This window comes from Vogesella facilis (assembly GCF_042648525.1).
In the GTDB taxonomy this organism is placed as follows: domain Bacteria; phylum Pseudomonadota; class Gammaproteobacteria; order Burkholderiales; family Chromobacteriaceae; genus Vogesella; species Vogesella facilis.
Map to the genome: position 1 here is coordinate 179,485 of NZ_JBHRXN010000009.1, position 24,253 is coordinate 203,737.

22 protein-coding genes are annotated in these 24,253 nt (G+C 65.6%); 9 read left to right on the plus strand and 13 right to left on the minus strand.

The window, feature by feature from the left end; genetic code table 11:
* The first annotated feature begins 42 nt into the window (after positions 1–42).
* Both ACFOLG_RS03680 and ACFOLG_RS03685 read left to right on the plus strand, forming a co-directional pair.
* Positions 43–1,290 carry an MFS transporter gene (locus ACFOLG_RS03680; protein WP_386088500.1) on the plus strand — a complete coding sequence of 416 codons (1,248 nt, stop codon included), beginning with the start codon at positions 43–45 and terminating at the stop codon, positions 1,288–1,290.
* A 14-nt stretch (positions 1,291–1,304) separates the two neighbouring features.
* On the plus strand, positions 1,305–1,907 hold the full coding sequence (locus ACFOLG_RS03685) for a helix-turn-helix transcriptional regulator (RefSeq protein ID WP_386088502.1): 603 nt from the start codon (positions 1,305–1,307) through the stop codon (positions 1,905–1,907).
* A gap of 36 nt (positions 1,908–1,943) precedes the next feature.
* Here the strand turns inward: ACFOLG_RS03685 and ACFOLG_RS03690 are convergent, their stop codons facing one another.
* Entirely contained in the window at positions 1,944–2,819 is an 876-nt protein-coding gene (locus ACFOLG_RS03690; RefSeq protein ID WP_386088504.1) for a hypothetical protein, read from the minus strand.
* Between the two features lie 318 nt (positions 2,820–3,137).
* On the opposite strand from ACFOLG_RS03690, the gene ACFOLG_RS03695 reads away from it, so the two are divergent.
* Positions 3,138–3,623, plus strand: a complete 486-nt coding sequence (locus tag ACFOLG_RS03695) for an AtaL-like protein (RefSeq protein WP_386088506.1) — start codon at positions 3,138–3,140, stop codon at positions 3,621–3,623.
* 274 nt (positions 3,624–3,897) lie between these two features.
* On the opposite strand, the gene mnmH is transcribed toward ACFOLG_RS03695, so the two are convergent.
* Positions 3,898–4,938, minus strand: a complete 1,041-nt coding sequence (mnmH, locus tag ACFOLG_RS03700) for a tRNA 2-selenouridine(34) synthase MnmH (RefSeq protein WP_386088508.1) — start codon at positions 4,936–4,938, stop codon at positions 3,898–3,900.
* Between the two features lie 18 nt (positions 4,939–4,956).
* Between mnmH and selD the strand changes: the two genes are divergently transcribed.
* Positions 4,957–5,997, plus strand: coding sequence for a selenide, water dikinase SelD (gene selD / locus ACFOLG_RS03705; protein WP_386088510.1), 1,041 nt, complete (start codon positions 4,957–4,959; stop codon positions 5,995–5,997).
* Between the two features lie 87 nt (positions 5,998–6,084).
* On the opposite strand, the gene ACFOLG_RS03710 is transcribed toward selD, so the two are convergent.
* Complete coding sequence (locus tag ACFOLG_RS03710; protein WP_386088512.1) at positions 6,085–6,660, minus strand: flavin reductase family protein; 576 nt, start codon at positions 6,658–6,660, stop codon at positions 6,085–6,087.
* Between the two features lie 9 nt (positions 6,661–6,669).
* Entirely contained in the window at positions 6,670–7,320 is a 651-nt protein-coding gene (locus ACFOLG_RS03715; protein ID WP_386088515.1) for a GntR family transcriptional regulator, read from the minus strand.
* 220 nt (positions 7,321–7,540) lie between these two features.
* On the opposite strand from ACFOLG_RS03715, the gene ACFOLG_RS03720 reads away from it, so the two are divergent.
* The 3 genes from ACFOLG_RS03720 to ACFOLG_RS03730 all read left to right on the plus strand — a co-directional run bounded on the left by ACFOLG_RS03720 (position 7,541) and on the right by ACFOLG_RS03730 (position 11,762).
* Positions 7,541–8,878 (plus strand): glutamine synthetase family protein, encoded by a 1,338-nt coding sequence (locus tag ACFOLG_RS03720; RefSeq protein WP_386088517.1) that lies wholly within the window; start codon positions 7,541–7,543, stop codon positions 8,876–8,878.
* 77 nt (positions 8,879–8,955) lie between these two features.
* Positions 8,956–10,314, plus strand: a complete 1,359-nt coding sequence (locus ACFOLG_RS03725) for an aspartate aminotransferase family protein (protein WP_386088520.1) — start codon at positions 8,956–8,958, stop codon at positions 10,312–10,314.
* A 149-nt stretch (positions 10,315–10,463) separates the two neighbouring features.
* On the plus strand, positions 10,464–11,762 hold the full coding sequence (locus ACFOLG_RS03730; RefSeq protein WP_386088522.1) for a methyltransferase domain-containing protein: 1,299 nt from the start codon (positions 10,464–10,466) through the stop codon (positions 11,760–11,762).
* Between the two features lie 44 nt (positions 11,763–11,806).
* Here the strand turns inward: ACFOLG_RS03730 and recN are convergent, their stop codons facing one another.
* From recN to ACFOLG_RS03770, 8 genes are all read right to left on the minus strand, one after another.
* The gene (gene recN / locus ACFOLG_RS03735; protein ID WP_386088525.1) at positions 11,807–13,468 is read right to left on the minus strand and encodes a DNA repair protein RecN; all 1,662 of its coding nucleotides are present in this window, start codon (positions 13,466–13,468) and stop codon (positions 11,807–11,809) included.
* A gap of 7 nt (positions 13,469–13,475) precedes the next feature.
* Complete coding sequence (locus tag ACFOLG_RS03740; RefSeq protein WP_386088528.1) at positions 13,476–14,351, minus strand: NAD kinase; 876 nt, start codon at positions 14,349–14,351, stop codon at positions 13,476–13,478.
* Positions 14,352–14,362: 11 nt separating this feature from the next.
* Positions 14,363–14,983, minus strand: a complete 621-nt coding sequence (locus tag ACFOLG_RS03745) for a response regulator transcription factor (RefSeq protein WP_386088530.1) — start codon at positions 14,981–14,983, stop codon at positions 14,363–14,365.
* A gap of 8 nt (positions 14,984–14,991) precedes the next feature.
* Positions 14,992–17,229 (minus strand): CHASE domain-containing protein, encoded by a 2,238-nt coding sequence (locus ACFOLG_RS03750; RefSeq protein WP_386088532.1) that lies wholly within the window; start codon positions 17,227–17,229, stop codon positions 14,992–14,994.
* A gap of 164 nt (positions 17,230–17,393) precedes the next feature.
* Positions 17,394–17,930: a peptide-methionine (S)-S-oxide reductase MsrA gene (gene msrA, locus ACFOLG_RS03755; protein ID WP_386088535.1), complete on the minus strand. Its 537-nt coding sequence runs from the start codon at positions 17,928–17,930 to the stop codon at positions 17,394–17,396.
* Between the two features lie 3 nt (positions 17,931–17,933).
* Positions 17,934–18,836: a histone deacetylase family protein gene (locus ACFOLG_RS03760; RefSeq protein ID WP_386088537.1), complete on the minus strand. Its 903-nt coding sequence runs from the start codon at positions 18,834–18,836 to the stop codon at positions 17,934–17,936.
* Between the two features lie 9 nt (positions 18,837–18,845).
* Entirely contained in the window at positions 18,846–19,070 is a 225-nt protein-coding gene (locus ACFOLG_RS03765) for a DUF1653 domain-containing protein (protein ID WP_386088539.1), read from the minus strand.
* Positions 19,071–19,084: 14 nt separating this feature from the next.
* On the minus strand, positions 19,085–20,029 hold the full coding sequence (locus ACFOLG_RS03770) for a nucleoside hydrolase (RefSeq protein WP_386088542.1): 945 nt from the start codon (positions 20,027–20,029) through the stop codon (positions 19,085–19,087).
* A 174-nt stretch (positions 20,030–20,203) separates the two neighbouring features.
* Between ACFOLG_RS03770 and ACFOLG_RS03775 the strand changes: the two genes are divergently transcribed.
* Together ACFOLG_RS03775 and ACFOLG_RS03780 are read left to right on the plus strand one after the other, a co-directional pair.
* Positions 20,204–21,166, plus strand: coding sequence for a tRNA dihydrouridine synthase (locus ACFOLG_RS03775; protein WP_386088544.1), 963 nt, complete (start codon positions 20,204–20,206; stop codon positions 21,164–21,166).
* A gap of 408 nt (positions 21,167–21,574) precedes the next feature.
* Positions 21,575–21,880 (plus strand): DUF2325 domain-containing protein, encoded by a 306-nt coding sequence (locus ACFOLG_RS03780; protein ID WP_386088547.1) that lies wholly within the window; start codon positions 21,575–21,577, stop codon positions 21,878–21,880.
* 76 nt (positions 21,881–21,956) lie between these two features.
* On the opposite strand, the gene ACFOLG_RS03785 is transcribed toward ACFOLG_RS03780, so the two are convergent.
* Positions 21,957–24,248, minus strand: coding sequence for a heavy metal translocating P-type ATPase (locus ACFOLG_RS03785; protein ID WP_386088550.1), 2,292 nt, complete (start codon positions 24,246–24,248; stop codon positions 21,957–21,959).
* Between the last annotated feature and the right edge of the window lie 5 nt (positions 24,249–24,253).

Below are 24,253 nucleotides of genomic sequence, written 5' to 3' on the forward strand. Positions count from 1 at the left end.
GTTTATATATGACAAACGTTGTGTATACTGGCGGACCCTTGAATGAATGATGCCCACGCCGTGACTGTTGCCCACCCGAAACTGATTCTGCTGGCGGTCTGCCTGGTGGCGCTGATGAGCACCGCCGGCGTCGCCATGCCGTACCCGATCCTGGCACCCATTTTTGTGGATGCGCCGGCGGATGCCTTCAACCACTTTGCCGGTCTGCCGCCCAAGCTGCTGCTGGGGCTGGCGCTGGCGGCCAACCCGCTGGGCATCCTGCTGGGCAGCACCTTCATCGGTGCGCTGTCCGACCGGCTGGGGCGCCGCCGCATCCTGCTGACCACCCTGACGCTGACCCTGCTGGGCTACTTGCTGACTGCCTGGGCGCTGGACATGCGCTGGTACCTGCTGTTCGTGTTCTCGCGCTTTCTTACCGGGGTGACCGAAGGCAATGTGGCGGTGGCGCGCGCCATCGTGGCCGACCTGCATCCGCAGCTGGATCGCGCCCGCAGCTTTGCCATTCTCAATGCCGTGCTGTACATGGGCTGGCTGGTGGGGCCGATGATCGGCGGCTTTACCCTGCCATTGGGCGAGCCGGTGCCGTTCCTGATCGGCGCCTTCACTCTGCTGCCGTGTCTGGCCATCCTGCTGTGGGTGCTGCCGGAGACCGGCGCCGCCGAGGGGCTGCAGGGGGTGTCGCTGCTGGCGGTGGTGCGCAAGCAGCACGCCTTTAGCCTCCTGCGGCAGGACAAACTGTTGGCCGCACTGTTCTGGATGCAGCTGCTGTTCGCGCTGGGGGTGAATGCCTTCTACGAATTCTACCCGCTGTGGCTGGTGGAGTTCGCCCGCCTGGACAGCACCGGCATCGCCTGGGTGACGGCCGGGCTGTGCCTGCTGATGACGCTGTCCAGCGCCGCGCTGGGCAAGCGCGGCCATGGCAGCGAGCCCTTACTGCTGGCGCGGCGCAATGCGCTGATCGTCGCGCTTGGCCTGCTGCTGCTGGCCGGCCTGCCGGCGCAGCCCGGCGTGCTGCTGGTGATGGCGCTGGGTCTGCCGCTGGCCATCTACAACGCGCTATTGCCCACCTGGTGCGCCGAGCAGTTCGCTCATCACGGGCAGGGCGCGGTGATGGGGCTGCTGTCCACCGTGTTCTGCATCAGCAATGTGCTGGTGGCGCTGCTGGGCGGCGCGCTGACCCTGCTGGATACGCGGCTGACCATCGCGCTGGGCGGCGGCATGTGCCTGCTGGCGGTGTGGCAGCTTGGCAAGTTGGCCGCACGGCCGCATGCCGTGAAGCAGGCATCCTGATGGCGGCCAACGGCATGTTGCAGTGGCTCAAGACCGCCGGCGCCCAGACCGTGCAGCAGCTGGCCGCGCACAGCGGCCTGAGCGGCATGGGGGTGCGCAAGCAATTGCAGCAGCTGCAGGTGCAAGGGCTGGTGGCCTGCGAGTCGCGGCGCGAGGGCGTGGGGCGGCCGGCACAATACTGGTTGCTGACCGCCGCGGGGCACGCGGTTTTCCCCGATCGACATGGCGAATTGAGTGCACAGCTGCTGCAGTTGCTGGGCGAGCAGCTGGGCGCGGCCGGGCTGGAGGCGCTGATCGCGGCACGCGCGCAGCAGGTCGAGCTGCGTTATCAGCAGGCGCTGACAGCGTGTGAGCCGGGGGAGCGGCTGCAGCAGTTGGCGACCTTGCGCAGCGAAGACGGCTATATGGCGCAAGTGCAGCAGCAGGGCGCCGACTGGCTGCTGCTGGAACACCATTGCCCGATCTGTGCCGCCGCCAGCGCCTGTCCGGCGTTTTGCCGCACGGAGCTGCAGCAGTTTCGCCGCCTGTTTGCCGGCGTGGCGGAGGTGGAGCGCAGCGAGCATCTGCTGGCGGGCGGCCAGCGCTGCGTGTACCGCATCAGCGCGCTGCGCACATGAAAACACCCCGCTGGCGGGGTGGCTGAGGGTGACGGCTTACAGCCCCAGCGCCGGGCGCTGCTTGTTGACCTTGCGCTGCGCCATCGGGATTTCGTAACCCAGCATGAACAGCGCGGCCTCGAAGTGGCGCAGCGCGTTGGGGCCGCTGCACCAGGCGGCGCTGGCGCGTTGCAGCGCGGCGCAGGCAATCCAGCTAGCCTGGATCTTCCACTCGGCGTGAAAGCGGCTGCGATTGGCCAGTTGCTTGAAATGCAGCATGTCGGTGCTGGGATTGCGGTTCATGGTGGAAGCGCCGGGCGCCCACGGGAAGCACAGCGCCTCCGGCAGCAGCATGCGGCGGCTTTCGCAGAACTGGCGCACCAGGTAGCCCATGGCGGCGCCGATGCGGCCGTCGTACATCATGATGTTGTCACCGGCCAGCGCATACACCTTGGTAAAGCCGGCATTCATGCGCAGCTCGCCGTCGAACGGCGCGGCATCCGGCGTGGCGGACTGCAGAATGCCCAGGCTGCGCTGCAGCTTGTCCAGCAGCTGCGGATGGTTGGCCGCGGCCCAGTCGCGATTGTAGGTATAGAGCTTGATGACCTTGCCGCCGGAACCCCACAGCAGCACGTCGTTGATGGCGGCCAGCAGGGTGTGGCTGTCGGCGTCGCGCAAGGCGTTGCGCAGCCGTAGCCGATAGTCGTCCAGCAGTGCCTGGCTTTCGTGGAAATAGCGGCCATTCCAGTAGAAGCGCTGAAACGCCTCTTCGAGCGTGCCGGCGCGGAAATCGCGGTCGTAGTCGGCGGGCAGGATCTTGTCGCGCACCTTGAACTGGTGTTCGCCAAAACGGTCGCCGTCCAGCCAGCAGGCCAGCTGGCTGACGAATTCGGCGACGGCCGGCTGCTGCAGATATTGATTCTTGCTGGTCATTTTTTTGAGGGAAACCCTGATTGCTTATGGGCTTTGCCGACAGACGGCCACTGGCTGTCGTGGTGGGTTAGCAAAGCAATAGCGGCATTCTCTCATGGCAGGCGTATTACACAAACCGCTTAAATGTTAATGGCATTTATAGATATTGATAAATATGCAATATGCAAAATAAAATTAACCGTTCGATTTAATCCGGCTTCAAATCTTGTTTAAACAAAAGTGTTTGCTATTAAATGGGCCGGGTTACTGTCGCGCGTTTTGTTGTTTTTTAGCGACTGACTTACAATCAAAGCATTGGTTACAAGGCGTAAACGACAAATGAAATACGAGCACTTGGTTCAGATGTTCAACCAGCAGGCACTGGGCCTGAATATCAGCCGCGCCCAGCTGTGGCAGGGCTTGGTGTTGCGCGCGGAGGACCCGCAGCGCTTCGATGAAAACATCAGTGCGGTACACATTCTGGAACGCAGCGAGGATACGCTGCGGCGCGAAGTGCAGTTCGGTGCGCTGGTAGTGCGCGAGCAGGTGCGGTTCACCGAGCTGCAGGCCGTGCATTACCACACCGAGCCCAGCGACCAGCACATCGGCGGCCAGATGAGCATGTGCATCGAGGAGCCGCAGCCGGGCGAGCTGTTCCTGCGCTTCTGCTACATCAACGACTTGCCGGAAAAGCCGGACGTCAGCGACAGCAACGACCCGAGCTATTACGTGCCGTACCTGAAGTCCGCCTACCACCAGGCCGACATGCACACGGCCAAACGCATACTGGAGCTGGCCGTGCAGGGGGTGCTGGGCAGTCACTAAATCCGACACCCCGCCATGCAACCGCCGTGCCTTGTGCTACGGCGGTTTTTTATTGCCGGGTTGGTCGGCGGCAGAAGCGGGGGCTGGCTTGCGGGCGGTGGAGCCGGGCTGGCATCGTGCGCTCAAGCCGGCGGGTTGGCCGCAAGCGCTTGGCCGACTGGCGCTTGCTGTCGCTGACAAACCAGGCCGGGCAGCCGAGCCAAGGCGCGCCAACGTTGGCCGCATACCTTGGCAAGGAGGTGCCGCGCGGCAGCGCGGCGTGGGTTGGCGGCGCTTAGCCGGCGCTGGCCAGCTGCTGTGCCACGTCGGCCAGGGTGTCGTCGTCCAGCGCCGGCAACGCCAGGGCTTGCTGGCCGGCGGTGTAGTGCTTGCCCTGTGAGCGGTGGTACAGCGGGTCGTAGTGCTTGAGCAGCAGCTCGCCCACCAGGGTGTCGAAGTCACCGCTGCGCGCCATCGCATACCAGGCTTCCAGCTGCGCCTTGCTGTGCACATTGCGCAAAAAGCCCAGCTGGGTGATCAGCCGTTCCGGCTCGGCCAGGTAGAAGGCGTAGTCCTGCTGCAGGAACGCCACCCGTGCGGCCAACGGTGCCGCCACCTGCAGACAGGGGCTCTGGTGCATGCGGGCGAACAGCGCATCCGGCAGCGACACAAAACCGATTTTCTTGCTTTCCGCCTCGATGAATACCGGTCGCGCCGGGTCCAGCGCCTTGATGGCGGCGATCAGCAGGCTGTCGAAGCGCTTCTGGCTGGGCTGCTCGGCATCCGGCAGCCGGCCCAGTACCGAGCCGCGGTGTGCGGCCAACTGTTCCAGATCCAGCACCTGGGCGCCGGAAGCGGTCAGTGCGTGCAGCAGGCGGCTCTTGCCGCTGCCGGTGGGGCCGCCAACCACGCGCAGGTCCAGCTGCGCCGGCAGGGTGGCCAGCTCGTCCAGCACCTGGTGACGGTAAGCCTTGTAGCCGCCCTGCAGCTGGTGCGCGGCCCAGCCGATCTGCGCCAGGATGATGGCCATGGAGCCGGAGCGCTGGCCGCCGCGCCAGCAGTACACCAAGGGGCGCCAGGATTTGGGGTGGCGGGCAAACTGTTCGTCCAGGTGGCGGGCGATATTGCGTGCGGCGATGGCGGCGCCCACCTTGCGTGCCTCGAACGGCGACACCTGCTTGTACAGCGTGCCTACCCGCACGCGCTCCTCGTCGCTCATCACCGGGCAGTTGATGGCGCCGGGGATGTGGTCCTCGGCGAATTCCGCCGGGGTGCGGACGTCGATGATCTCGTCAAACTGGGATAGCTGTGCTACGGTCGCGGCCTTGAACAACATGGTTTTGTGAGCTTTACGATGGCTGATATCAGATTGACGCAATTGTCTCACGGTGGCGGTTGCGGCTGCAAAATCGCGCCGTCCGTGTTGCAATCGATTCTTGCCGGCGCCAAGGACCTGCTACCGTACCCGGACTTGCTGGTAGGGCGCGAAACCAGCGACGACGCCGCGGTTTACCGCCTGAACGACAGCCAGGCGCTGGTGGCCACCACCGACTTCTTCCTGCCCATCGTCGACGATGGCCATGACTTTGGCCGCATCGCCGCCACCAATGCCATTTCCGACATCTACGCCATGGGCGCCACGCCCATCATGGCGCTGGCCATTGTCGGCATGCCGGTGAACACCCTGCCGGTGGAGGTGATTCGCGACATCCTGCAGGGCGGCGAATCGGTCTGCCGCGAGGCGGGCATTCCCATTGCCGGCGGTCACTCCATCGATGCGCCGGAGCCGATTTACGGCCTGGTGGTGATGGGGCTGATGCACCCGGAGCAGATCAAGCGCAACTGCGATGCCAAGGCCGGTGACGTGCTGATCCTCGGCAAGGGCCTGGGCGTGGGTGTGCTGGCGCAGGCCATGAAAAAGGGCCTGCTGGACGAAGCCGGCTACCGCGCGCTGATCGCCTCCACCACCCAGCTCAACAAGGTGGGCGGGCAGCTGGCGCCGCTGGATGCGGTGCATGCGCTCACCGACGTTACCGGCTTCGGCCTGCTGGGCCACCTGCTGGAAATCTGCCGCGGCTCCGGCCTGGCCGCCAACGTGGACATGGCCAGCGTGCCGGTGATCCGCGAGGCGCGCGGCTTTGCCGAGCAGGGCATTGGCCCCGGCGCCATCGAGCGCAACCTGGCCAGCTTCGGCGCCGACGTGCATTGTGCCGACAGCGTGGCTGAGTGGCAGCTGCGGGTGCTGGCCGATGCGCAGACCAGCGGCGGCCTGCTGGTGGCGGTGGCGCCGGAAGCGGCGGAGCAGGTGCTGCAGCTGTTCCATGCCGCCGGTTTCGAGTACGCCAGCCGCATTGGCGAGCTGGCAGCGGGCGAGCCGCTCATTCACGTGAGCTGACGCGGCCTGCGGCCAACGTTGGCCGCATGGCAATGCAAAAAGGCAGAGCGAAAGCGCTGCCTTTTTTGTTGCTGACGGCGCAATTGCTCACTCCGGCAGCGGCACGTCCAGCGTGGCGCCGATGGTGAAGAAGTGCCCGCCGGCGATGTAATGCAGCGTGCGCTTGGCATCGTCGTGAATCGGCTGCCAGTGGCCGTCGACGAACAGCGTCGGGTCGGCCCAGGCGGACACCACCTCGCCGATGAACAGGTCGTACTGCTGCTGGTTGTGCGGCTCGCGGATCAGCCGGCATTCCAGCCAGCCGGCGCAGCCGTCCACATGCGGCGCTGCCACCGCGTGGCCGGGCGCGGCAACCAGACCGCTGGCGGCGAACTTGTCGGCCACGTCCAGCCCGCTGTCCGAGCCCACTCGCAGCACGGCGGCAGCCTGCGGCTGCAGCGGCACGTTGAGCACGAACTCGCCGGAGGCTTCGATCAGCTGGCGGCTGAAGGTGGACTTGTCGATCACTACCGCCACCTTGGGCGGGTTGAAGTCCAGCGGCATGCTCCAGGCGGCGGCCATCACGTTCTGGCGCCCGCCGTGGGCACTGCTCACCAGCACCGTGGGGCCGTGGTTGAGCAGGCGGTAGCTCTTGGCAAGATCAACAGTCTGATAACTCGGCATGGTCGTTCCTCAATCCAGGCACAGGCGGCGCAGGTAGCTGCCGGCGGTGCGCAGGTCCTGGGCAATGGCGGCGCGCACGCCGTCGGCGTCATTATTCTGCAATGCCCGCAGCAGCACACTGTGGGCATCGTTCATGGTTTTCCACACATCCAGGTCCTGGTGCAGCTGGTTGGAAATCGGCCCCACGTGCAGCCACACGGTTTCGATCAGCGACAGCAGCAGCGGCGAGTTGGCCGCATGGTACAGCGCGAGGTGAAACAGCTCGTTGGCGTCCAGGTAGCCTTTTACATCGTCGGCGGCGATGGCATCTTCCATCCGTTGGCACAGTGCCAGCAGCTGCTCGCGGCCGGCGGCATCCAGCCGCTGCGCGCCAAGGTAAGCGGCTTCGCCTTCCAGCAGGATGCGGTTTTGCAGGATGTCGTCGAACTGCGCCACGCTGAGCTGCGGCACGGTCACGCCGCAGTTGGGCACGTTCACCAGCGCCTTTTCTGCGGCCAACCTTTGCAGCGCGGCGCGCACCGGCATCTGGCTCACGCCCAGCTCGCTGGCCAGGTGGTTGATCTTCAGCCGCTCGCCCGGCAGCCAGCGCCCCAGCATCAGCATGTGGCGCATTTTGTCGTAGATATCGTCCTGCAGGGTGGAGGCGGAAGCGGTTTTCATGGCGGGGAGGCGGGCAAAGTTGGCCGCAAGCATAGCAGAGCAGTGCAGTGATGCAAATTCGCATTTGATCAAATTGTTGACATGGTTATTTGATCAAATCTACCATGCGTAGCACCACCTGCGTTTTGCTGCGGTTTTCTGTTTTGCAAGGGATGGATCAAGCTGGGCAAGGACGGGAACCAACGGAACATGATGATCGGAATACCGGAGGAGAACGACCATGAATGAACAACTCGCCGCGTTCATACGCGAACACAGTATCCACGAAGTGGAGTGCGTGATACCCGACATGACCGGGGTGGCGCGCGGCAAGATCGTGCCCAAGAACCTGTTCCTGGCCGAGGACAGCATGAAGATGTCCAAGGCGGTGCTCACCATCACCGTGAACGGCGAATTCGCCGAGTTTGAGCGCTTTGCCGGCGCCAACGACCCGGACATGGTGTGCCGGCCGGACCCGTCCACCATCCGCCTAGTGCCGTGGGCCATCGAGCCGGTGGCGGTGGTGATCCACGACTGCGAGGACTTCGACGGCCGCCCGGTGGGCATCTCGCCGCGCGCGGTGCTGCGCAAGGTGCTGAAGCTGTACGAAAACCGCGGCTGGCGCCCGGTGGTGGCGCCGGAGATGGAGTTCTACCTGATCCGCCAGAACAACAACCCGCACGAGCCGCTGCGCCCGCCATCCGGCCGCGCCGGCCGCAGCGAGGTTGGCCGCCAGTCGTTTTCCATTGATGCGGTGAACGATTTCGACCCCTTCTTCCAGGAACTGTCTGCGTTCTGTGAGGCAGCCAAACTCAATGTGGAAACGCTGATCCACGAGGTGGGCGCCTGCCAGATGGAGATCAACTTCAGCCACGGCGACGCCATGGTGCTGGCCGACCAGGTGTTCCTGTTCAAGCGTGCGGTGCGCGAAACCGCCTACCGTCACAATATCTTCGCCACCTTTATGGCCAAGCCGATGGAAGGCGAGCCGGGCAGTGCCATGCACATCCACCAGAGCATCGTGAGCAGTGAAAGCGGCGAGAACATCTTCTCGCAGCCGGACGGCAGCGCCAGCGAGCTGTTCTTCCACCACATCGGCGGCATGCAGCGATACCTGCCGCATGCCATGCCGATGCTGGCGCCGTACGTGAACAGCTACCGCCGCCTGAGCCGCCACACCGCGGCGCCGATCAATGTGCGCTGGGGCTACGACAACCGCACCTGCGGCATCCGCATTCCGCCGTCCGGCGCGGTGGCGCGCCGGCTGGAAAACCGCGTGCCCGGCGTGGACGTGAACCCCTACCTGGCGATGGCCGCCACCCTGGCCTGCGGCTACCTGGGCATGGTGGGCAAGATCGAGCCTTCCGCACCGATGAACGACAGCGCCTACGACCTGGACTACGAGCTGCCGCGCAGCCTGGAAGACGCGGTGGAGCTGATGCAGGCCTGCCCGGAGCTGGCGGAGATACTGGGTGAGGAGTTCGTGCAGGCGTTCTGCGCGGTGAAGGAAAAAGAGTTTGAAACCTTCAACCGCGGCATTACCGCCTGGGAGCGCGAGCACCTGCAGCTGCACGTGTAAGTGCGACCACACCGATTCACGGCATGCGGCCAACGTTGGCCGCATGCCGGCACAAGACAAAACACAAGGAGAACAGCATGAGCACCCGCCACGGCATCGACTGGGACAAGGCCCAGGCGCTGCACCACCTTGAACGCAATGCCTTCATCGCCCGCATGCCGCGTTCGCGCGAGCTGTCGTCGCGTGCCGCCGGCCATTTGCTGTTCGGCGTGCCGCTGCACTGGATGAACGACTGGTCGACGCCGTTCTCGCTGTACGTAGCGGCGGCGCAGGGCGCGCGCTTCCAGGATGTGGACGGCCACGACTACGTGGACTTCTGCCTGGGCGACACCGGCGCCATGTTCGGCCACAGCCCCAAGCCGGTGGCTGATGCCATCGCCCGCCAGGCACAGCGCGGCTACACCGCCATGCTGCCCAGCGAGGACGGCGTGTGGGTGGCGCAGGAGCTGGCGCGCCGCTTCGGCCTGCCGTACTGGCAGTTCGCGCTGTCCGCCTCCGATGCCAACCGCTTTGCCATCCGCTGGGCGCGGGCGATCACCCATCGCAGCCAGGTGCTGATCTTCAACGGCTGCTACCACGGCACGGTGGACGATGTGTTCGTCGATCTGGTGGACGGCCAGCCGCAGACTCGCGACAGCCTGCTGGGCCAGGTGTACGACATCACCCGCCACACCCGCAGCGTGGAGTTCAACGACCTGGCGGCGCTGGAAGCCGCACTGCAGGATGGCCAGGTGGCCTGCCTGCTGGCCGAGCCGGCGATGACCAATATCGGTATGGTGCTGCCGCAGCCGGGCTTCTGGCAGGCGGCGCAGGCGCTGTGCCAGCGCTACGGCACGCTGCTGCTGATCGACGAGACCCACACCATCAGCAGCGGCCCCGGCGGCTACACTCGCGCCCACGGCCTGCAGCCGGACCTGCTGGTGGTGGGTAAGCCGGTAGCCAGCGGCGTGCCGTGCGCGGTGTACGGCTTCAGCGAGCAGACTGCCCGCCGTGCCGAGGAAGCCAAGCGCAGCGCGCCGCCGGGGCATAGCGGCATCGGCACCACGCTCACCGCCAACCTGCTGGCCATGGCGGCGATGCGGGCGAATCTCGCCGAGGTGATGACCGACAGCGCCTACCAGTACATGTTCGGTCTGGCGGAAAGGTTGGCCGCAGGGCTGCGCCGCGTCATCGAGCAGCACAGCCTGCCATGGTGCGTCACCCAGATTGGCGCGCGCACCGAGTTCCAGTTCACCGCAGTGCCGCCGGCCAACGGTAGCGAGGCCGACAAGATTCTGGACAGCGAACTGGAGCACATCGTGCACCTGTTCCTGCTCAACCGCGGCCTGTTGATCACCCCGTTCCACAACATGATCCTGGTGTGCCCGGACACCTCCGCGGCGGATGTGGATCGCTTGGTGGCGGCGTTCGCCGACTTCGTCGCCGCCGTGAAGTAGCGCCGTAGGGCGGAAGCCCGGCAAGGCCGGGCGTTCCGCCACACTCAGGTTGGCCGCATGCTGGCGGAACGCCCTGCATGGGGCTTCCCGCTGGCCGCTGCCGCGCAAAGTTCATATAGTGACAGCCTTTCCCCGCTCGCCGTCACACCATGTCCTCCGCTACCGAATCCCTGTTCCAGTCCGCCCAGCGCCAGCACCTGGCCGGCGACCTCGCCGCCGCCGAGGCACTGTACCGCCAGCACCTTGCGGCCAACCCCGACGATGCCGCCGGCCGGCACTGGCTGGGCTGTGCGCTGCACCAGCAGGGGCGCGATGCCGAGGCGCTGCCCTGGCTGCAGCAGGCGGTGCAGGCGGACAGCGCGCCGGCGGCGTGGTGGTTCAGCCTGGGCATCGTCAGTGCCAGCCTGCAGCACTACGCCGACGCGGTGGCGGCTTTCCGCGCCGCGCTGGCGCGCGACGTCGGGCAGTATTTTTTCTGGACCAATCTGGGTGCCAGCGAGGCGGCGTTGGGCAATGCCGAGCAGGCGGAGCAGGCCTGGCTGCAGGCGGTGAAACTCAAACCGGAACTGCCGGATGCCTGGTTCCTGCTCTCCGCGCACCATGCGGCGGGCGGCGAGGCGACGCTGGCGCAGCAATGCAACTACCGCGGCATCGTCTGCGAGGGCGCCGGCAAACACCCGCCAGCCACACTGGCGCAGGCGCTGCACGAAATCGGCCAGCCCGAGGCAGCGCAGGCGCTGCTGCGGCAGTGGCTGCAGCAGCAGCCGGACAACGCCATCGCGCAGCATCTGCTGGCCGCCTGCGGTGGCAGCGACACCCCGGCGCGCTGCAGCGATGACTATGTGCAGCAGGCGTTTGACCAGTTTTCCGCCAGCTTCGAGCGCAAGCTGGGTGAGCTGGATTATCAGGGCCCGGCCATGGTGGCGGCGCTGGCGGCGGAGCAGGGTTGGCCGCAAGCCGCCTGGCGCATCGCCGACCTGGGCTGCGGCACCGGGCTGATCGGCAGCGTGTTGCAGCCGCATGCCAGCCGCCTGGTTGGCGTGGACCTGAGTGCCGGCATGCTGCGCGAGGCGCTGGCCAAGGGCATCTACCAACAGCTGGCACAGGCGGAACTGGGCAGCTGGCTGGCAACACAGCCCGAGCGCTTCGAGCTGGCGGTGTGCATGGATACCTTCATCTACATCGGCGAGCTATCCGTCGTACTGCCGGCCATTGCCCGCAGCCTGCAGCCGGGCGGGCAACTGGTGTTTTCCAGCGAGTTGCTGGCCGGCGATGCGGCGGGCTTCCATCTCAACAGCAGCGGCCGCTACAGCCATGCGCCGGCCTACCTTGCTGCACAGCTGGCCGCCGCCGGCTTTGCCCGCTGGCAAAGTCGCCCGGTGATACTGCGCCAGGAGTCCGGCGTGCCGATGCGCGGTGAACTGTACAGCGCCTGGCTGGCGGCATGAAAAAGCCCGGCGCGAGGCCGGGCTGATGGCTGGTGCTGTGCCGCTCAGGCATTACTGGCCAGCATCTCGCTGGCGTGCTGGCGCGTGGTGGCGGTGATGTCCTCGCCGCCCAGCATGCGGGCGACTTCCAGGATGCGGCCTTCGGCGTCCAGCGGGCTGATGCGGCTGACGGTGCGGCCGGCTTCCGCCGCCTTGCTGACACGCCAGTGCTGGTTGCCGCAGGAGGCGACCTGCGGCAGGTGGGTGACGCACAGCACCTGGTAGCGTTCGCCCAGCTGCCGCAGCAGCTTGCCCACCACTTCAGCCACGCGGCCGCCGATGCCCACGTCCACTTCGTCGAAGATCAGTGTCGGCACGCTGGCCACCTGGCTGATCACCACCTGCATGGCGAGGCTGATGCGCGACAGTTCGCCGCCGGAGGCCACCTTGGCCAGCGGCCGCAGCGTGCCGCCCTGGTTGGCCGCCACCAGGTATTCGATGGTTTCCAGCCCATGGGCGGTGGGTTCGCTGGCGGCGGACAGCTCAATGGCGAAGCGCGCACCCTCCATCGCCAGCCGCTGCATCTCGTTGCCGATGCGGGTCGACAGTTCGGCGGCCGCCTGGCGGCGCTTGGCGGACAGCGCTTCGGCCTGCGCGCGGTAGCGTGCCAGCGCGGCGCTTTCCGCCACGCTCAGCGCCTCGATGTCGGTGGCGGCTTCCAGCTCGGCCAGCTGCTGTTGCCAGTCGGCCAGTTTCTTGGGCAGGTCTTCCGGCTGGCAGCGGTATTTGCGCGCGGCGCTCATCAGCGCGTGGATGCGCGCCTCGACGTCGGCCAGCTGGCCGGGGTCTTCCTCGAAGCCGCCGGCGTAATCGCGCAGGCTGTACACCACTTCGCGCAGCTCGGCGTCCACCGAGTCCAGTAGCGCCAGCGATTCGGCCAGCCGGGTGTCGTAGCCGGACAGCTTGCCCAGCCGGCTCTGCACCTGCGATAGCAGGGTCAGGCAGCTGCCGTCCATTTCCGACAGCACGTCCACCGCTGCCTGCGCCGATTGCGCCAGCTCGGCGGCGTTGGCCAGCCGGCTGTGCAGCTGGTTGAGCTGCGGCCATTCGTCGGCGGCCAGTCCCAGTTCGGACAGCTCGCCGATCTGCCAGGTCAGGCGCTCGCGTTCCACCTCCGATTCGCGCTGGCGGCGGTCGGAGTCCTCGCGCGCCTTGCGGGCATGCTGCCAGTCCTGCCAGCCGCTGCGCACGTCGCGCGCCAGCTGGGTGGCGCCGGCGTAGGCGTCCAGCAGCTCGCGCTGCGCGTCCGGGCGCACCAGCGACTGGTGCGCGTGCTGGCCGTGGATATCCACCAGGTAGTCGCCCATGGTCTTGAGCTGGCCCTGGGTGGCCGGCTGGCCGTTGACGAAGCTGCGCGAACGGCCGCCGCGGTCGACGATGCGGCGGATCAGCAGCTCGCCGTCGTCGCCGGCCAGTTCGTTGGTCGCCAGCCAGGCTTGCAGGTCGGGCAGGCGGGCGATGTCGAGATGGGCCGAGAGCTCGGCGCGCTCGGCGCCTTCGCGGATCTGGCTCACTTCGGCGCGGTCGCCCAGCAGCAGGCCCAGCGCATCGAGGATGATGGATTTGCCGGCGCCGGTTTCGCCGGTCAGCACGGTGAAGCCGGCGGCGAATTCCAGCTGCAGCTGGTCGACGATGACAAAATCTTTGACGTTCAGCGATAACAGCATGTTGGCCTCACAGCAGGCGCTCGCCCCAGTGGAGCTTGTGGCGCAGCATGTCGTAGTAGTTGTAGCCGATCGGGTGCAGGATCTTCAGCGTGTTGCGGTAGCTGCGGATGATCACGCGGTCCATTTCCATCAGGTCGCAGTGCGACTGGCCGTCGAAGTGCACTTTGGTGTCCAGGCCGCGGGTGAGCATGAACTCCACCTCGCAGTTGTTGCTGATGGCGATCGGGCGGTTGGACAGCGACTGCGGGCAGATCGGCACCAGCGCGAACGCCTGCAGCGTGGGGTGCAGGATCGGGCCGCCGGAGGCCAGCGAGTAGGCGGTGGAGCCGGTGGGGGTGCTGATAATCAGGCCGTCGGAGCGCTGGCTGTAGACGAACTGGTTGTCGACGAACACTTCGAATTCGATCATTGAGCCCAGCGAGCCGCGGCTGATCACCACGTCGTTCAGCGCCAGCGCGCTGACCACTTCGGCGTCCTCGCGGATCACCGAGGCGTGCAGCAGGATGCGTTCTTCCGGTACGAACTGGCCGTCGAGGATGCCGTCCACCGCGCCCAGCATCTCGTGCAGCGGGATGTCGGTCATGAAGCCCAGCCGGCCCTGGTTGATGCCAACCATGGGTACGCGGTAGGGCGCCAGCATGCGTGCCACCGACAGCATGGTGCCGTCGCCGCCGAGCACGATCACCAGGTCGGCCAGCTTGCCCAGGTCGTCGCGGTCGACCACCGGGTAGCCGGCGACATGCTTGTTGTCGCAGCTGTCCTTGTCGACCAGCACGTGGAAGCCGCGGCGGGTCAGGTGTGCGGCCAACCCCAGCAGCGATTCGATGATGTGCGGTTTGCCGTGGCGGGCAACCAGGCCGATTTTGTTGAAGAGTCGGGTCATGGTGAGGCTTGCTAGTGGCTGGGTTGGGTGGCATCCAGTGCGTGCAGATAGAAGCGCACCAGCTCGGCCAGCGAATTGATTTCAAGTTTTTCGAACAGCTTGGCGCGGTGGGCTTCCACCGTGCGCGGCGACAGATCCAGCTCGCGGGCGATTTCCTTGCTGGACAGGCCCTCGGCGACGTGGCGCAGGATCAGCCGCTCGCGTTCGGTGATGCGCTCCAGCTTCTGCCGCACATCCTGGGTGGCGGTTACCTGCTCCTGCTGCTGGATGCTGATGCGGATGGCCTTTTTCAGGCTGTCCAGCAGCTGCGGGGCGTTGATCGGCTTGGTGAGGAAATCCACCGCGCCGCCGCGGAAGGCGCGGCGGCATTCTTCGATGTCGCCGTGGCCGGTAATGAAGATGATGGGCATGCGGATGTTGCGCAGGTTCAGGATGTCCTGCAGCGCCAGGCCGGAGGTCTGCGGCATGCGGATGTCCAGCACCAGGCAGCCGATCTCGTCCGGGTGGAATTTCTGCAGGAATGCCTCGGCGTGCTCAAAGGTCTGCACGCGCATGCCCTGGGTGCCGATCAGCAGCGCCAGCGAATCGCGCACGGCCGGGTCGTCATCGATGACAAAGATTGTCGGGGTCATGGCTGGCATTACGCGCTTGCTCCTTCTGTTTCGCCGTGCGGCGTGATCATGGGCAGCTCGAAATAGAACTCGGCACCGCCGGTGTCGAGGTTGCCGGCATGCAGCACCCCGCCCATGTTTTCGATAATGGTATGGCTGATGGTCAACCCCAGCCCCATGCCTTGCGACTTGGAGCTGAAGAACGGCTGAAACACCTTTTGCAGTGTCTCGGCTGGCATGCCCGGGCCGTTGTCGCGCACGCCGACGCGTACACGTTGGCCGCGCGGTTCGCTGTAGATGAACAGCCGGCGTTCGCCCTGCAGTTCCATCAGCGCTTCCATGGCGTTCTTGCACAGGTTCATCACCACCTGTTCCACCTGGATGGCGTCGGCCTGCACGCGCGGCAGGCCGCTGGCCAGGTCGGTGTCGACGGTGACGGCATGGTCGCGCAGTTCCGACTCGATCAGCGTGATGACATTGAGCACGGCCTGGTTTACTTCCACCGCGCTCAGCTCGGCCTGCTTGCTGGCGACGAATTCTCTTAGTTTTTTGACGATATGCCCAGCTCTTTGCGCCTGTTTCACCGAGGAGAACAGCGCGGTCTTGAGCAGGATGCGGTCCGGCTCGTCGTCTTCCAGCATGCTGAGGCAGGCTTCGTTGTAACTGACAATCGCCGACAGCGGCTGGTTGATCTCGTGGGCGATGCCGGAGGTCATCTCACCCAGGGTGTTGATACGCGCCACGCGCGCCAGCTCGGCCTGGTGTTGTTTCAGCCGCTGCTCGCTGCGTTCCAGCGCCTCGGCCATGCGCTGGCGCAGCGGCGCCATGTCACGGAAGGTGATGACGATGCTGCGCAGTTTGTCGTCCTGGTCCAGCAGCGGCGACACGGTGCCTTCGATAAAGGCGCCCTGGCCATCCGGGCGCAGCAAATAGGCGTTCTCCGGCAGCTCGACCCGCTGCAACTGCTGGCGGCAGGCCTGCACCGGGTCGGCAATCGCCTCGCGCGCCAGCTCGAAGCGCACCTTCCACACCTCGCTCAGCAGCATGCCCACCGCGCGCTGCTGCGCCACCCCCAGCAGCAGTGCCGCCTTGGGGTTGAGGTATTCCACGCGGTAGTTGCCGTCCAGCACCAGTACCGCGTCGTCGATGCTTTCCAGGGTGATCAGCGCCTGCTGCCGTTCGCGGTGCAGGGTCTGGTGATAGTGCTCGCTTTGCAGTCGCTCGTTGTTCTGCGAGGCGGCAATCAGCAGCAGTAGCGCGGTGATGATGGCGCCGGCGCCCAGTGCCAGGCCATACAGCGGCAGTGGAATGCGGTTGGCGTCGTCGCCGCGCAGCACTTCCAGCCGGTAAGGAAAATAGTCGCGCTCGATGGACAGTTGCATCTGCCGCGAGGGGAACAGCATCTGGTGCAGCCAGCCGCTGCTGGCGGTGGAGATGGTGGCCGCCGGCAGTGTGCCGATGCTGCCCAGCGGCTGCTGCGGGTCGTTGGGCAGCAGCCGCAGTTCCAGCTGGCGGCTGCTGTCGCCCTGCACGGTGAGCAGGGTTTCGGCACGCACGCCCAGCAGGATGATGCCGATCACGCTGTCCTGCCGTTCGGCCACGCTTTCCGGCACCACGCCTTCGCGATACACCGCCTTGAGGTAGCCGAAGCCGTGCTCACCACCCTGCAGGCTGAAGGGCGGGGTGACTTCGATCTCGCCGCTGCGGATGGCCTGCTGCACCGCCGGCCCCAGTACCTGGTCGCGGGCGATGTCGAGGCCAGCCATGAAGTCGTAGCGTCGCGCGCTGGCCGGTTGGGTATCCACCAGCGGGATGTAGTACGGGCGGGCAGGCGCCGGGCGCCAGAATTGCGCATCCTGCCAGCTGGTTTCCTTCTTGCCGTTGTAGTCCTTGATGGAGAAGGGCTGCTTGCTGCGAAAGCTCATCGCGGCTTCGAAGCCTTCACGGTCGGCCAGGCTGACACTGGGCTGAAAGCCCATCAGGTAGATGTAGGGGTAGCGGGTGCCGATATTCTGCGCAAACTGGCGCAGGCGGGTTTGCTCGCTGCCATAGTTGGCCGCAGACAGTTGGGCAAAGCCGTAGATGGCGGTTTCGCAGATCAGCAGCCGTTCTTCCAGGGTTTTCTTGATGTGCAGGGTGGCGGCTTCAAACTGCTGCTGGCGGCTTTCTTCGGTAAGAAACAATGCGGCCACCAGGATGGCCAGCGACAACAGCAGCCACAGCAGCACAAAGCTGGCCTTCACCCGCAGGGAAAGGTCGCCAATCATGCGCCACCAGGAGCCGAGTGACGGCATGTTGGCGAAGAGCTTTTCGGATTTTTGGGTGGGCATTGGCAATGACGGGTGACTAGCGCGGGCAATGCCACCATTGTAACGCAAGGCTATGCGCTGGGGAGTGCGAACGGGGCTGGCGGTGCCAGCCCCGCAGCCTGTCAGGCTTTCAGCAACTCCGGGTGCTGATCTTGCAGCTTGTAAAGCTTGGGTGCGATGACGACCTGGCAATAGCCCGCCGTCTGGTTATGCGAGAAATAATTGTGGTGGAAGTGCTCGGCGGCATAGAAACGCGGTGCCATCTTCACCTCGGTGACAATGGGCGCGTCGTAGCTGCCGGAGGCTTCCAGGTTGGCGATCATGTCGCGTGCTGCCTGTAGCTGTGCCTGATCGTGGGCAAATATCGCCGAGCGGTACTGGGTACCGATGTCATGGCCCTGGCGATTCAGCGTAGTGGGATCGTGGGTCAGGAAAAACACTGCCAGCAAAGTCTGGTAGCTGACCCTGTCCGGCAGGTACGTCAGCTCGATGGCTTCGGCATGACCGGTGTTGCCGTGGCAGACACGTTCGTAATCCGGGTCCTCCAGATGTCCGTCTATATAGCCGGGGATGACATCGACCACCCCGTCCAGCTGGCGAAACACTGCTTCGGTACACCAGAAGCAGCCGCCGGCAAATGTGGCGGTTACAGGTTCCATAGATCAACCTCCTTTCGGGTGATGACGCGACAGTAGCTCGCGCACTGTCTGCAAATGGATGTCCACCGTGTCGCTGATCGGCACGGCATAGCCCCCGGCCATCACCAGAGCCAGTGGCCATTGCCGCTGTTCGCACAGGTCGAACACGCGGCAGTCGCGGGCAAGCAGTCCTGCCTTGCTCAGTGCCAGCCGGCCCAGGCGGTCGCCCGCATATGGGTCGGCGCCGGCCAGGTAAAACACCAGGTCCGGCTGGAAATTGGCCGCCAGGGTGTGCAGCGCGTTATCCAGCAGCTGCAGGTAAGCGTCGTCCCTGGTGTTGTCGGCAACCCCCACATCCAGCGTAGACGGCGTCCGCCGGAACGGGAAGTTCTTTTCGCCATGCAGCGACAGCGTGAAAACACTGCCGTCGCCCTGGAACAGTTCGGCGGTGCCGTTGCCCTGGTGCACGTCCAGATCGATGACCGCGGCGCGGCGAACGCGGCCTTCACGCTGCAGCAGCCGGATGGCGACCGCCACATCGTTGAACACGCAAAAGCCGCTGCCCTTGGCATGGCCGGCATGGTGGGTGCCTCCGGCCAGATTAACGCCGGCGCCGTATTGCAAGGCACTGCGTGCCGCGGCAATGGTGGCACCAACCGAGCGCGCACTGCGTTCCACCAGCGCCGTACTCCACGGCAGGCCGATCTCGCGCATGCTGCTGGCGTCGATGCTGCCATCGAACAGGGCCATAACATAGTTGGCCGCATGCGCGAGCATTAGTTCACTGTGCGTGGCGGCGGGGGCAACATCCAGCCGTGCGGGAGCCAGCCGGGCGACGGCATCAGCCAGCAAGGCGTATTTTTCGGCGGGGAAACGATGTCCGGCCGGCAGCGGCAACGGGTATTGGTCGGTGCGGAAAATCAGCATCTGCAGCGGCTAATCGGCTTGCAGCAGCCGGAAGCGCGGCTGCCACTCGCCGGCCACCAGCACTTGCTCGGTAAACATGCTTAAAGGTCGAACCCACAGTGCCATCTCGCCGTACAGCGGGCGGTACACCACCAGCAATTCGGCGCTCTCGGAATGTCGCGCCACGCCCAGTACCTGGTACAGGCCGCCTTTGTAGTGCTGGTAGCGGCCTGCCGGCAAGGTTGGTTGCGTCATAGTGTGCTCCTCGCTCATGGTAGTCGCGCCAGGCAGGTGGCTAGCAGCCGGAAAAAGCCGTCGGCATCGATCTCGGTCATATATTGCACGTTGGCCGCATGGCCGCTGACGCCCCACCAGTCGATCACCGTGGCGCCCAGTGTCAGCTCGCCGGCCAGCTCCACGCCGACATTGACCTGACGGCCACTGAACAGTGCGGGCTGCAGCAGGTAGGCGATCACCGTCGGGTCGTGCAGCGGCGCGCCAAACTCGCCATAGCGCTGCACGTCGTAGCGCTCCCGCGTGGTCATGGTGTCGGCGGCCAGATTGCCGGCTCGGTTGGGCAGGGCGCGTAGCCAGCCGATGCGCTCGGCCGAGGTGCACGCCTTGTGGGTGACATCCAGCGGCATCATTACAATGGGCGCGCCGCAGCGCAGCACCACATCGGCGGCATGCGGGTCGACATAGACATTGAACTCCGCCGCCGGCGTGATGTTGCCGCCCTCGAAATAGCTGCCGCCCATCAGCACGATTTCCTTGATGCGCGGCGCGATGTCCGGCGCCAGGCGCAGCGCCAGCGCCAGGTTGGTCAGCGGGCCGAGCGCGCACAGCGTCACGCTGCCGGCCGGGTGCGTCCGCAGGGTGTGTACGATGAAGTCGACGCCGGATTGCGCTTGCAGCGGCATCGCGGGCTCATGCAGCGGTACGCCATCCATGCCGGTCTTGCCATGCACGTGTTCCGCGGTAACCAAGGGCCGCAGCAGCGGGCCTGCGGCGCCGGCGAACACCGGTACTTCCGGGCGGCCGGCCCATTCGCAGATGATGCGAGCATTGCGCTGCGTCAGCGCCAGCGGTACGTTGCCGGCGACGGCGGTAATGCCCAGTACATCCAGCTCCGGCGCGCCGAGGGCAGCCAGAATCGCCACGGCATCGTCCTGCCCCGGGTCGGTATCGATAATGATGGCGCGTTTGTCAGTCATGATGTTCCTGTGCCTTGCTGCCGTAAAAGACGGGCGAGAATCTGTGCTTTGGCGTGCGGCGTCAAGCCTCGCTGCCCCGGTGGCAGGGCGCCGTTGGCCGCAGCTGGTCGGCAACGGCTGGTTGCCGCGCGGCGGCTTGTATACAATCCGTGCTCCCGTTTACTGGCAAGTTTCATGAAAATCGTTTTGGCTCCGATGGAAGGGCTGGTCGACGACATCATGCGCGACGTTCTGACGCGCATCGGTGGCATCGATCTTTGCGTCACCGAGTTTGTCCGCGTCACCAACTCGCTGCTGCCGACGCGCACCTTTCACCGCCTGGCCCCGGAGCTGGATAACGCCTCCCGCACCCGCAGTGGCACGCCGTTGCGGGTGCAGTTATTGGGGTCGGATATCGACTGGCTGGCGGCCAACGCGGTACGCGCTGCAGAGCTGGGCGCCTCGGCCGTCGATCTGAATTTTGGCTGCCCGGCGCCGACTGTCAATCGCCATCGCGGCGGTGCGGTGTTGCTGAAAGAGCCGGAGCTGCTGCACCAGATCGTCAAGGCGGTGCGTGAGGCGGTGCCGGCTGCCACGCCAGTTACTGCCAAGATGCGGCTGGGTTACGAAGACACCAGCCTGGCGCTGGCGTGCGCGCAGGCGATTGCCAGCGCGGGGGCGAACGAGTTGACGGTGCATGCCCGTACCAAGGTGGAGGGCTACAAGCCGCCGGCGCACTGGGACTGGCTGGCGCGCATTCGTGAGGCCGTCAGCATCCCCGTGGTGGCCAATGGCGAGGTGTGGACGGCGGAGGACTATCGTGGCATCCGCGAGGCGAGTGGCTGTGACACCGTCATGATTGGCCGCGGGCTGGTGTCGGCACCGGATCTGGCATTGCGCATCAAGCACATGCAGCAGCATGGCGAAGTGCTGCCGCTGCTGGCATGGGAAAACCTGCTGCCGTGGATACTGGACTTGGCCGAACAATGTCACTTGCGTGCCGCCGGCAGCAACTATGCGCTGAGCCGTACCAAGCAGTGGCTGAAGTTGTTGCGGCGCAACTATGGCGAGGCGGATAAAATGTTCAATGAAATCAAGGTGATGAACGATTTTCCGCAGCTGAAAAACTATCTGCAAAAAGCCGCGGCACAAGGCTAGGTATTTTTACGAATAGTCGCCGCGGCCTCCTGTACGTATCATTCAAACAGTTCTTGGATTACTGCGCGTTCCTCGCTAGCAGTTCAGGAATCACGGCGAGTCCGTAACTTATAAAGCCTCCTGGACGTGACGATTCAGGAGGTTATTTTTTTGCCCCTCGTCTTTTCTGTTGTTCTCGACCTTTCTCCCGAATTCTCAAGGGCGCATGCAAGCGCATGTGCTACGTGCCCAGGCGACTGACAGCCCCCAGCATTAGACCGTTACATGCGGCCCCGCATAGCGTCCACAGACGCTGCCTGTCCGGCGTGGCCGCCCGTATTGTCGCAGCAGATAAGCAATGCGCTTTTTCTTGGTTCTGCGGCCAACCTTTGCCTGCTTACAGTGTGCCTATGTCAAGGGAGGCGGACCATGAAAGCAATGATTGTCGGAGGTGACCGTATCGATACCGCGCGACGTGCGCTGCTGGCATCCGGTTATGGCGATGTCGTGCACTGGAGCGGGCGCAAGCCGGCGGACCTCACCCGGCCGCTGCCGGCCGGGGTGGCGCACATGGTGATCATGCTGGATTTCATCAATCACAATCTGGCGCGGCGGATGAAAGACCTGGCGCGGGAGCGCCGTATCAGCGTGGCCTATGTTGGCCGCAAGCGGCAGGGGGGGCAGGCGGTGGCCGCCGGACGCCGTGGCTGTGCCCAGCCGTTGCAGGCGAACTGAGCGCGGTAGCGGTGTTTGGACCGGGCTGATGGCCTGCCCACACCGCTGACAACAGACAGCCGGCAACAGGCATCGCTCAGGGCGGGTTGCTCAGGCTGTGATACAGCTCTTCTTCCTGTGAGAAATGCAGGTGCAGGATGGCATCCAGCCCGTATAGCAGGCGTTGCAGCTCCTGCACCGCCAGCGGGCTGGGGCCGTCGGCTGGCAAGTCGCCGATCAGGCAGTCCAGCAGCCGGGTGATGCGGAAAATCTCGCGGTGGGTGCCGCTCATCGCGGCCATCGGGTCGTCGCCGCCCAGCTTGCGGGCCAGTTGCGGATACAGTTCGTGATCTTCCTGCTGCTCGTGCGGCAACAGTTGTTCGTTGAGCGCCTGGTGCAGCTTGTTCAGCTCGGCAACCGCCTGCGGGCCGGGCAGGTCCGGCAGGCGGTCGGCCAACTGCGCCACCTGGCCGAGCAGCGACTCCAGCTCGCGGTGTTCGGCACTCAGCTCGGCGGCATCCTGCGGCGACATCTGTTGCGCCGCGCTCGGCCCGCCCTGGCGGGCACGCAGCGCATTCAGGATCACCGCCACGTCGATGACCTCCTGCAGCAGGGCGCCGGCAATAGGTGGCAGGTGTCCCAGCGCTGCGGCCAACATGGCAACGATGGACAGCCCCATGCCCACGATGACGCTCTGCGCGGCAATGCGGCGCGCGCGGCGCGCCATGTGCAGCGCCTCAACCAGCCGGTCCAGCCGGTCCACCAGCAGCACGATGTCGGCGGCTTCCGCGGCCGCGGCGGCGCCACGAGCGCCCATGGCCACCCCCACGTCGGCGGCGGCCAGTGCCGGAGCATCATTCACGCCGTCGCCCACCATCACCACAATGCCTTGCTGGCGCGCCTGGCGGATGGCGGCCAACTTGTCGGCCGGGGTCTGCTCCGCCAGCACTTCGGTTACCCCTAGCTGCGCCCCCAGGGTGTTGGCGATGTCCTTGCGGTCGCCGGTCAGCATGACGATGCGGCGCATGCCGGCCAGTGACAGCCGGCGCAACGCCCGCGGGGTATCCAGCCGCAGCTTGTCCATCAGCTGCAGCGCACCCACCATGAAGCCATCCATGCCGACGAAGACGCCGCTGGCGCCTTCGTAACCCAGCCGCTGCAGAAACAGCGGGCTCCATGGGGCGGGGATGGCCTGGCTGCTGACAAAATCATAGGAGCCGACCACCACCTGATGACCGGCAATGCTGCCGCTGATGCCGGCGCCCGGGCTTTCCTTGCTCTGCTGCGGCAGCGCCAGTGCGATACCGTGTTCGCGCGCCGCGCTGACCACCGACTCGGCCAGCACGTGGTTGCAGGCCTGCTCCAGCGATGCGGCCAACCACAGCACGTTGTCGGCCTTGATGCCGGTCGAGGTCTGGATGATGGCGAGACGGGCGTGGCCGCCGGTCAGCGTGCCGGTCTTGTCGAAAAACAGCGTGTCCGCCTGAGCCAGCCGCTCCAGCGCGGCGCCGCTTTTCACCAGTACGCCACGACGGGCGCAGCTGGACATGCCGGAGACGATGGCCACCGGCACCGCCAGGATCAGCGGGCAGGGGGTGGCCACCACCAGCACGGCCAGTACGCGGCCCAGGTCATGGCTGAGCAGCCAGGCCAGCAGCGCGATGCACAGCGTAAGCGGGACGAACAACAGCGCGTAGCGGTCGGCCAGCCGGCTGGACGGGCTTTGTTGCTGTTGCGCCTGCCGCATCAGCTGCACGATGCCGGCGAAGGTGCTGTGCTCGCTGTTGGCGGTGGCCAGCATCTCGAACGCCTGCCCGGCGTTGATGGCGCCGCTGTGCAGTGCCTCGCCGGCCGCACGCTTTACCGGCAGCGGCTCGCCCGTCAGCGTGGACTCGTCCAGCAGGGCGGCGGTCAGCAGGTTGCCGTCGGCGGGCACCACTTCGCCGTTGCGCACCAGCAGGCGGTCGCCGGCGGCAATTTCCTTGATGTCGATCTTGAGCCATTGGCCGCCGGCAAAACGGTGGGCATAGCGTGGCGCATGCTGCAGCAGCGCGGCCATCTCCCGCTGCGCCTGGGCAGCGGCATAGTCTTCCAGCGTGCGGCCACTGGCCAGCATCAGGCCGATGACGGCGGCCGTCAGCACCTCGCCCAGTGCCAGCGCCAGCAGGATGGACAGCAGCGCCAGAATATCCACCCCGGCCTTGCGTTGCAGCAGGCTGCGTACCGTGTCGTACAGCAGCGCAACCAGCACCGGCAATACCCCGGCCAGCCAGAGCTGCTGTGCCAGCGCGAGTGTGGCCAACAGGTAGCCGGCGCCGCCGGCCAGCAAGGTGGCGACGGCGATGAGCAGCAGCACATGATTCAGGCGCGCGGTAGGGGGCAGGGACAAGGCTG

Bases quoted from the DNA above. Each gene is read 5' to 3' on its own strand.
- ACFOLG_RS03690 (WP_386088504.1), bottom strand. From the start codon at position 2,819: ATGACCAGCAAGAATCAATATCTGCAGCAGCCGGCCGTCGCCGAATTC.
- ACFOLG_RS03740 (WP_386088528.1), bottom strand. From the start codon at position 14,351: ATGACCCGACTCTTCAACAAAATCGGCCTGGTTGCCCGCCACGGCAAA.
- ACFOLG_RS03765 (WP_386088539.1), bottom strand. From the start codon at position 19,070: ATGACGCAACCAACCTTGCCGGCAGGCCGCTACCAGCACTACAAAGGC.
- ACFOLG_RS03775 (WP_386088544.1), top strand. From the start codon at position 20,204: ATGAAAATCGTTTTGGCTCCGATGGAAGGGCTGGTCGACGACATCATG.
- ACFOLG_RS03760 (WP_386088537.1), bottom strand. From the start codon at position 18,836: ATGCTGATTTTCCGCACCGACCAATACCCGTTGCCGCTGCCGGCCGGA.
- ACFOLG_RS03725 (WP_386088520.1), top strand. From the start codon at position 8,956: ATGAGCACCCGCCACGGCATCGACTGGGACAAGGCCCAGGCGCTGCAC.
- ACFOLG_RS03780 (WP_386088547.1), top strand. From the start codon at position 21,575: ATGAAAGCAATGATTGTCGGAGGTGACCGTATCGATACCGCGCGACGT.
- mnmH (WP_386088508.1), bottom strand. From the start codon at position 4,938: ATGTTGTTCAAGGCCGCGACCGTAGCACAGCTATCCCAGTTTGACGAG.
- ACFOLG_RS03685 (WP_386088502.1), top strand. From the start codon at position 1,305: ATGTTGCAGTGGCTCAAGACCGCCGGCGCCCAGACCGTGCAGCAGCTG.
- msrA (WP_386088535.1), bottom strand. From the start codon at position 17,930: ATGGAACCTGTAACCGCCACATTTGCCGGCGGCTGCTTCTGGTGTACC.
- ACFOLG_RS03720 (WP_386088517.1), top strand. From the start codon at position 7,541: ATGAATGAACAACTCGCCGCGTTCATACGCGAACACAGTATCCACGAA.
- ACFOLG_RS03770 (WP_386088542.1), bottom strand. From the start codon at position 20,029: ATGACTGACAAACGCGCCATCATTATCGATACCGACCCGGGGCAGGAC.
- ACFOLG_RS03750 (WP_386088532.1), bottom strand. From the start codon at position 17,229: ATGATTGGCGACCTTTCCCTGCGGGTGAAGGCCAGCTTTGTGCTGCTG.
- ACFOLG_RS03710 (WP_386088512.1), bottom strand. From the start codon at position 6,660: ATGCCGAGTTATCAGACTGTTGATCTTGCCAAGAGCTACCGCCTGCTC.
- recN (WP_386088525.1), bottom strand. From the start codon at position 13,468: ATGCTGTTATCGCTGAACGTCAAAGATTTTGTCATCGTCGACCAGCTG.
- ACFOLG_RS03695 (WP_386088506.1), top strand. From the start codon at position 3,138: ATGAAATACGAGCACTTGGTTCAGATGTTCAACCAGCAGGCACTGGGC.
- ACFOLG_RS03745 (WP_386088530.1), bottom strand. From the start codon at position 14,983: ATGACCCCGACAATCTTTGTCATCGATGACGACCCGGCCGTGCGCGAT.
- ACFOLG_RS03715 (WP_386088515.1), bottom strand. From the start codon at position 7,320: ATGAAAACCGCTTCCGCCTCCACCCTGCAGGACGATATCTACGACAAA.
- selD (WP_386088510.1), top strand. From the start codon at position 4,957: ATGGCTGATATCAGATTGACGCAATTGTCTCACGGTGGCGGTTGCGGC.
- ACFOLG_RS03680 (WP_386088500.1), top strand. From the start codon at position 43: ATGAATGATGCCCACGCCGTGACTGTTGCCCACCCGAAACTGATTCTG.
- ACFOLG_RS03730 (WP_386088522.1), top strand. From the start codon at position 10,464: ATGTCCTCCGCTACCGAATCCCTGTTCCAGTCCGCCCAGCGCCAGCAC.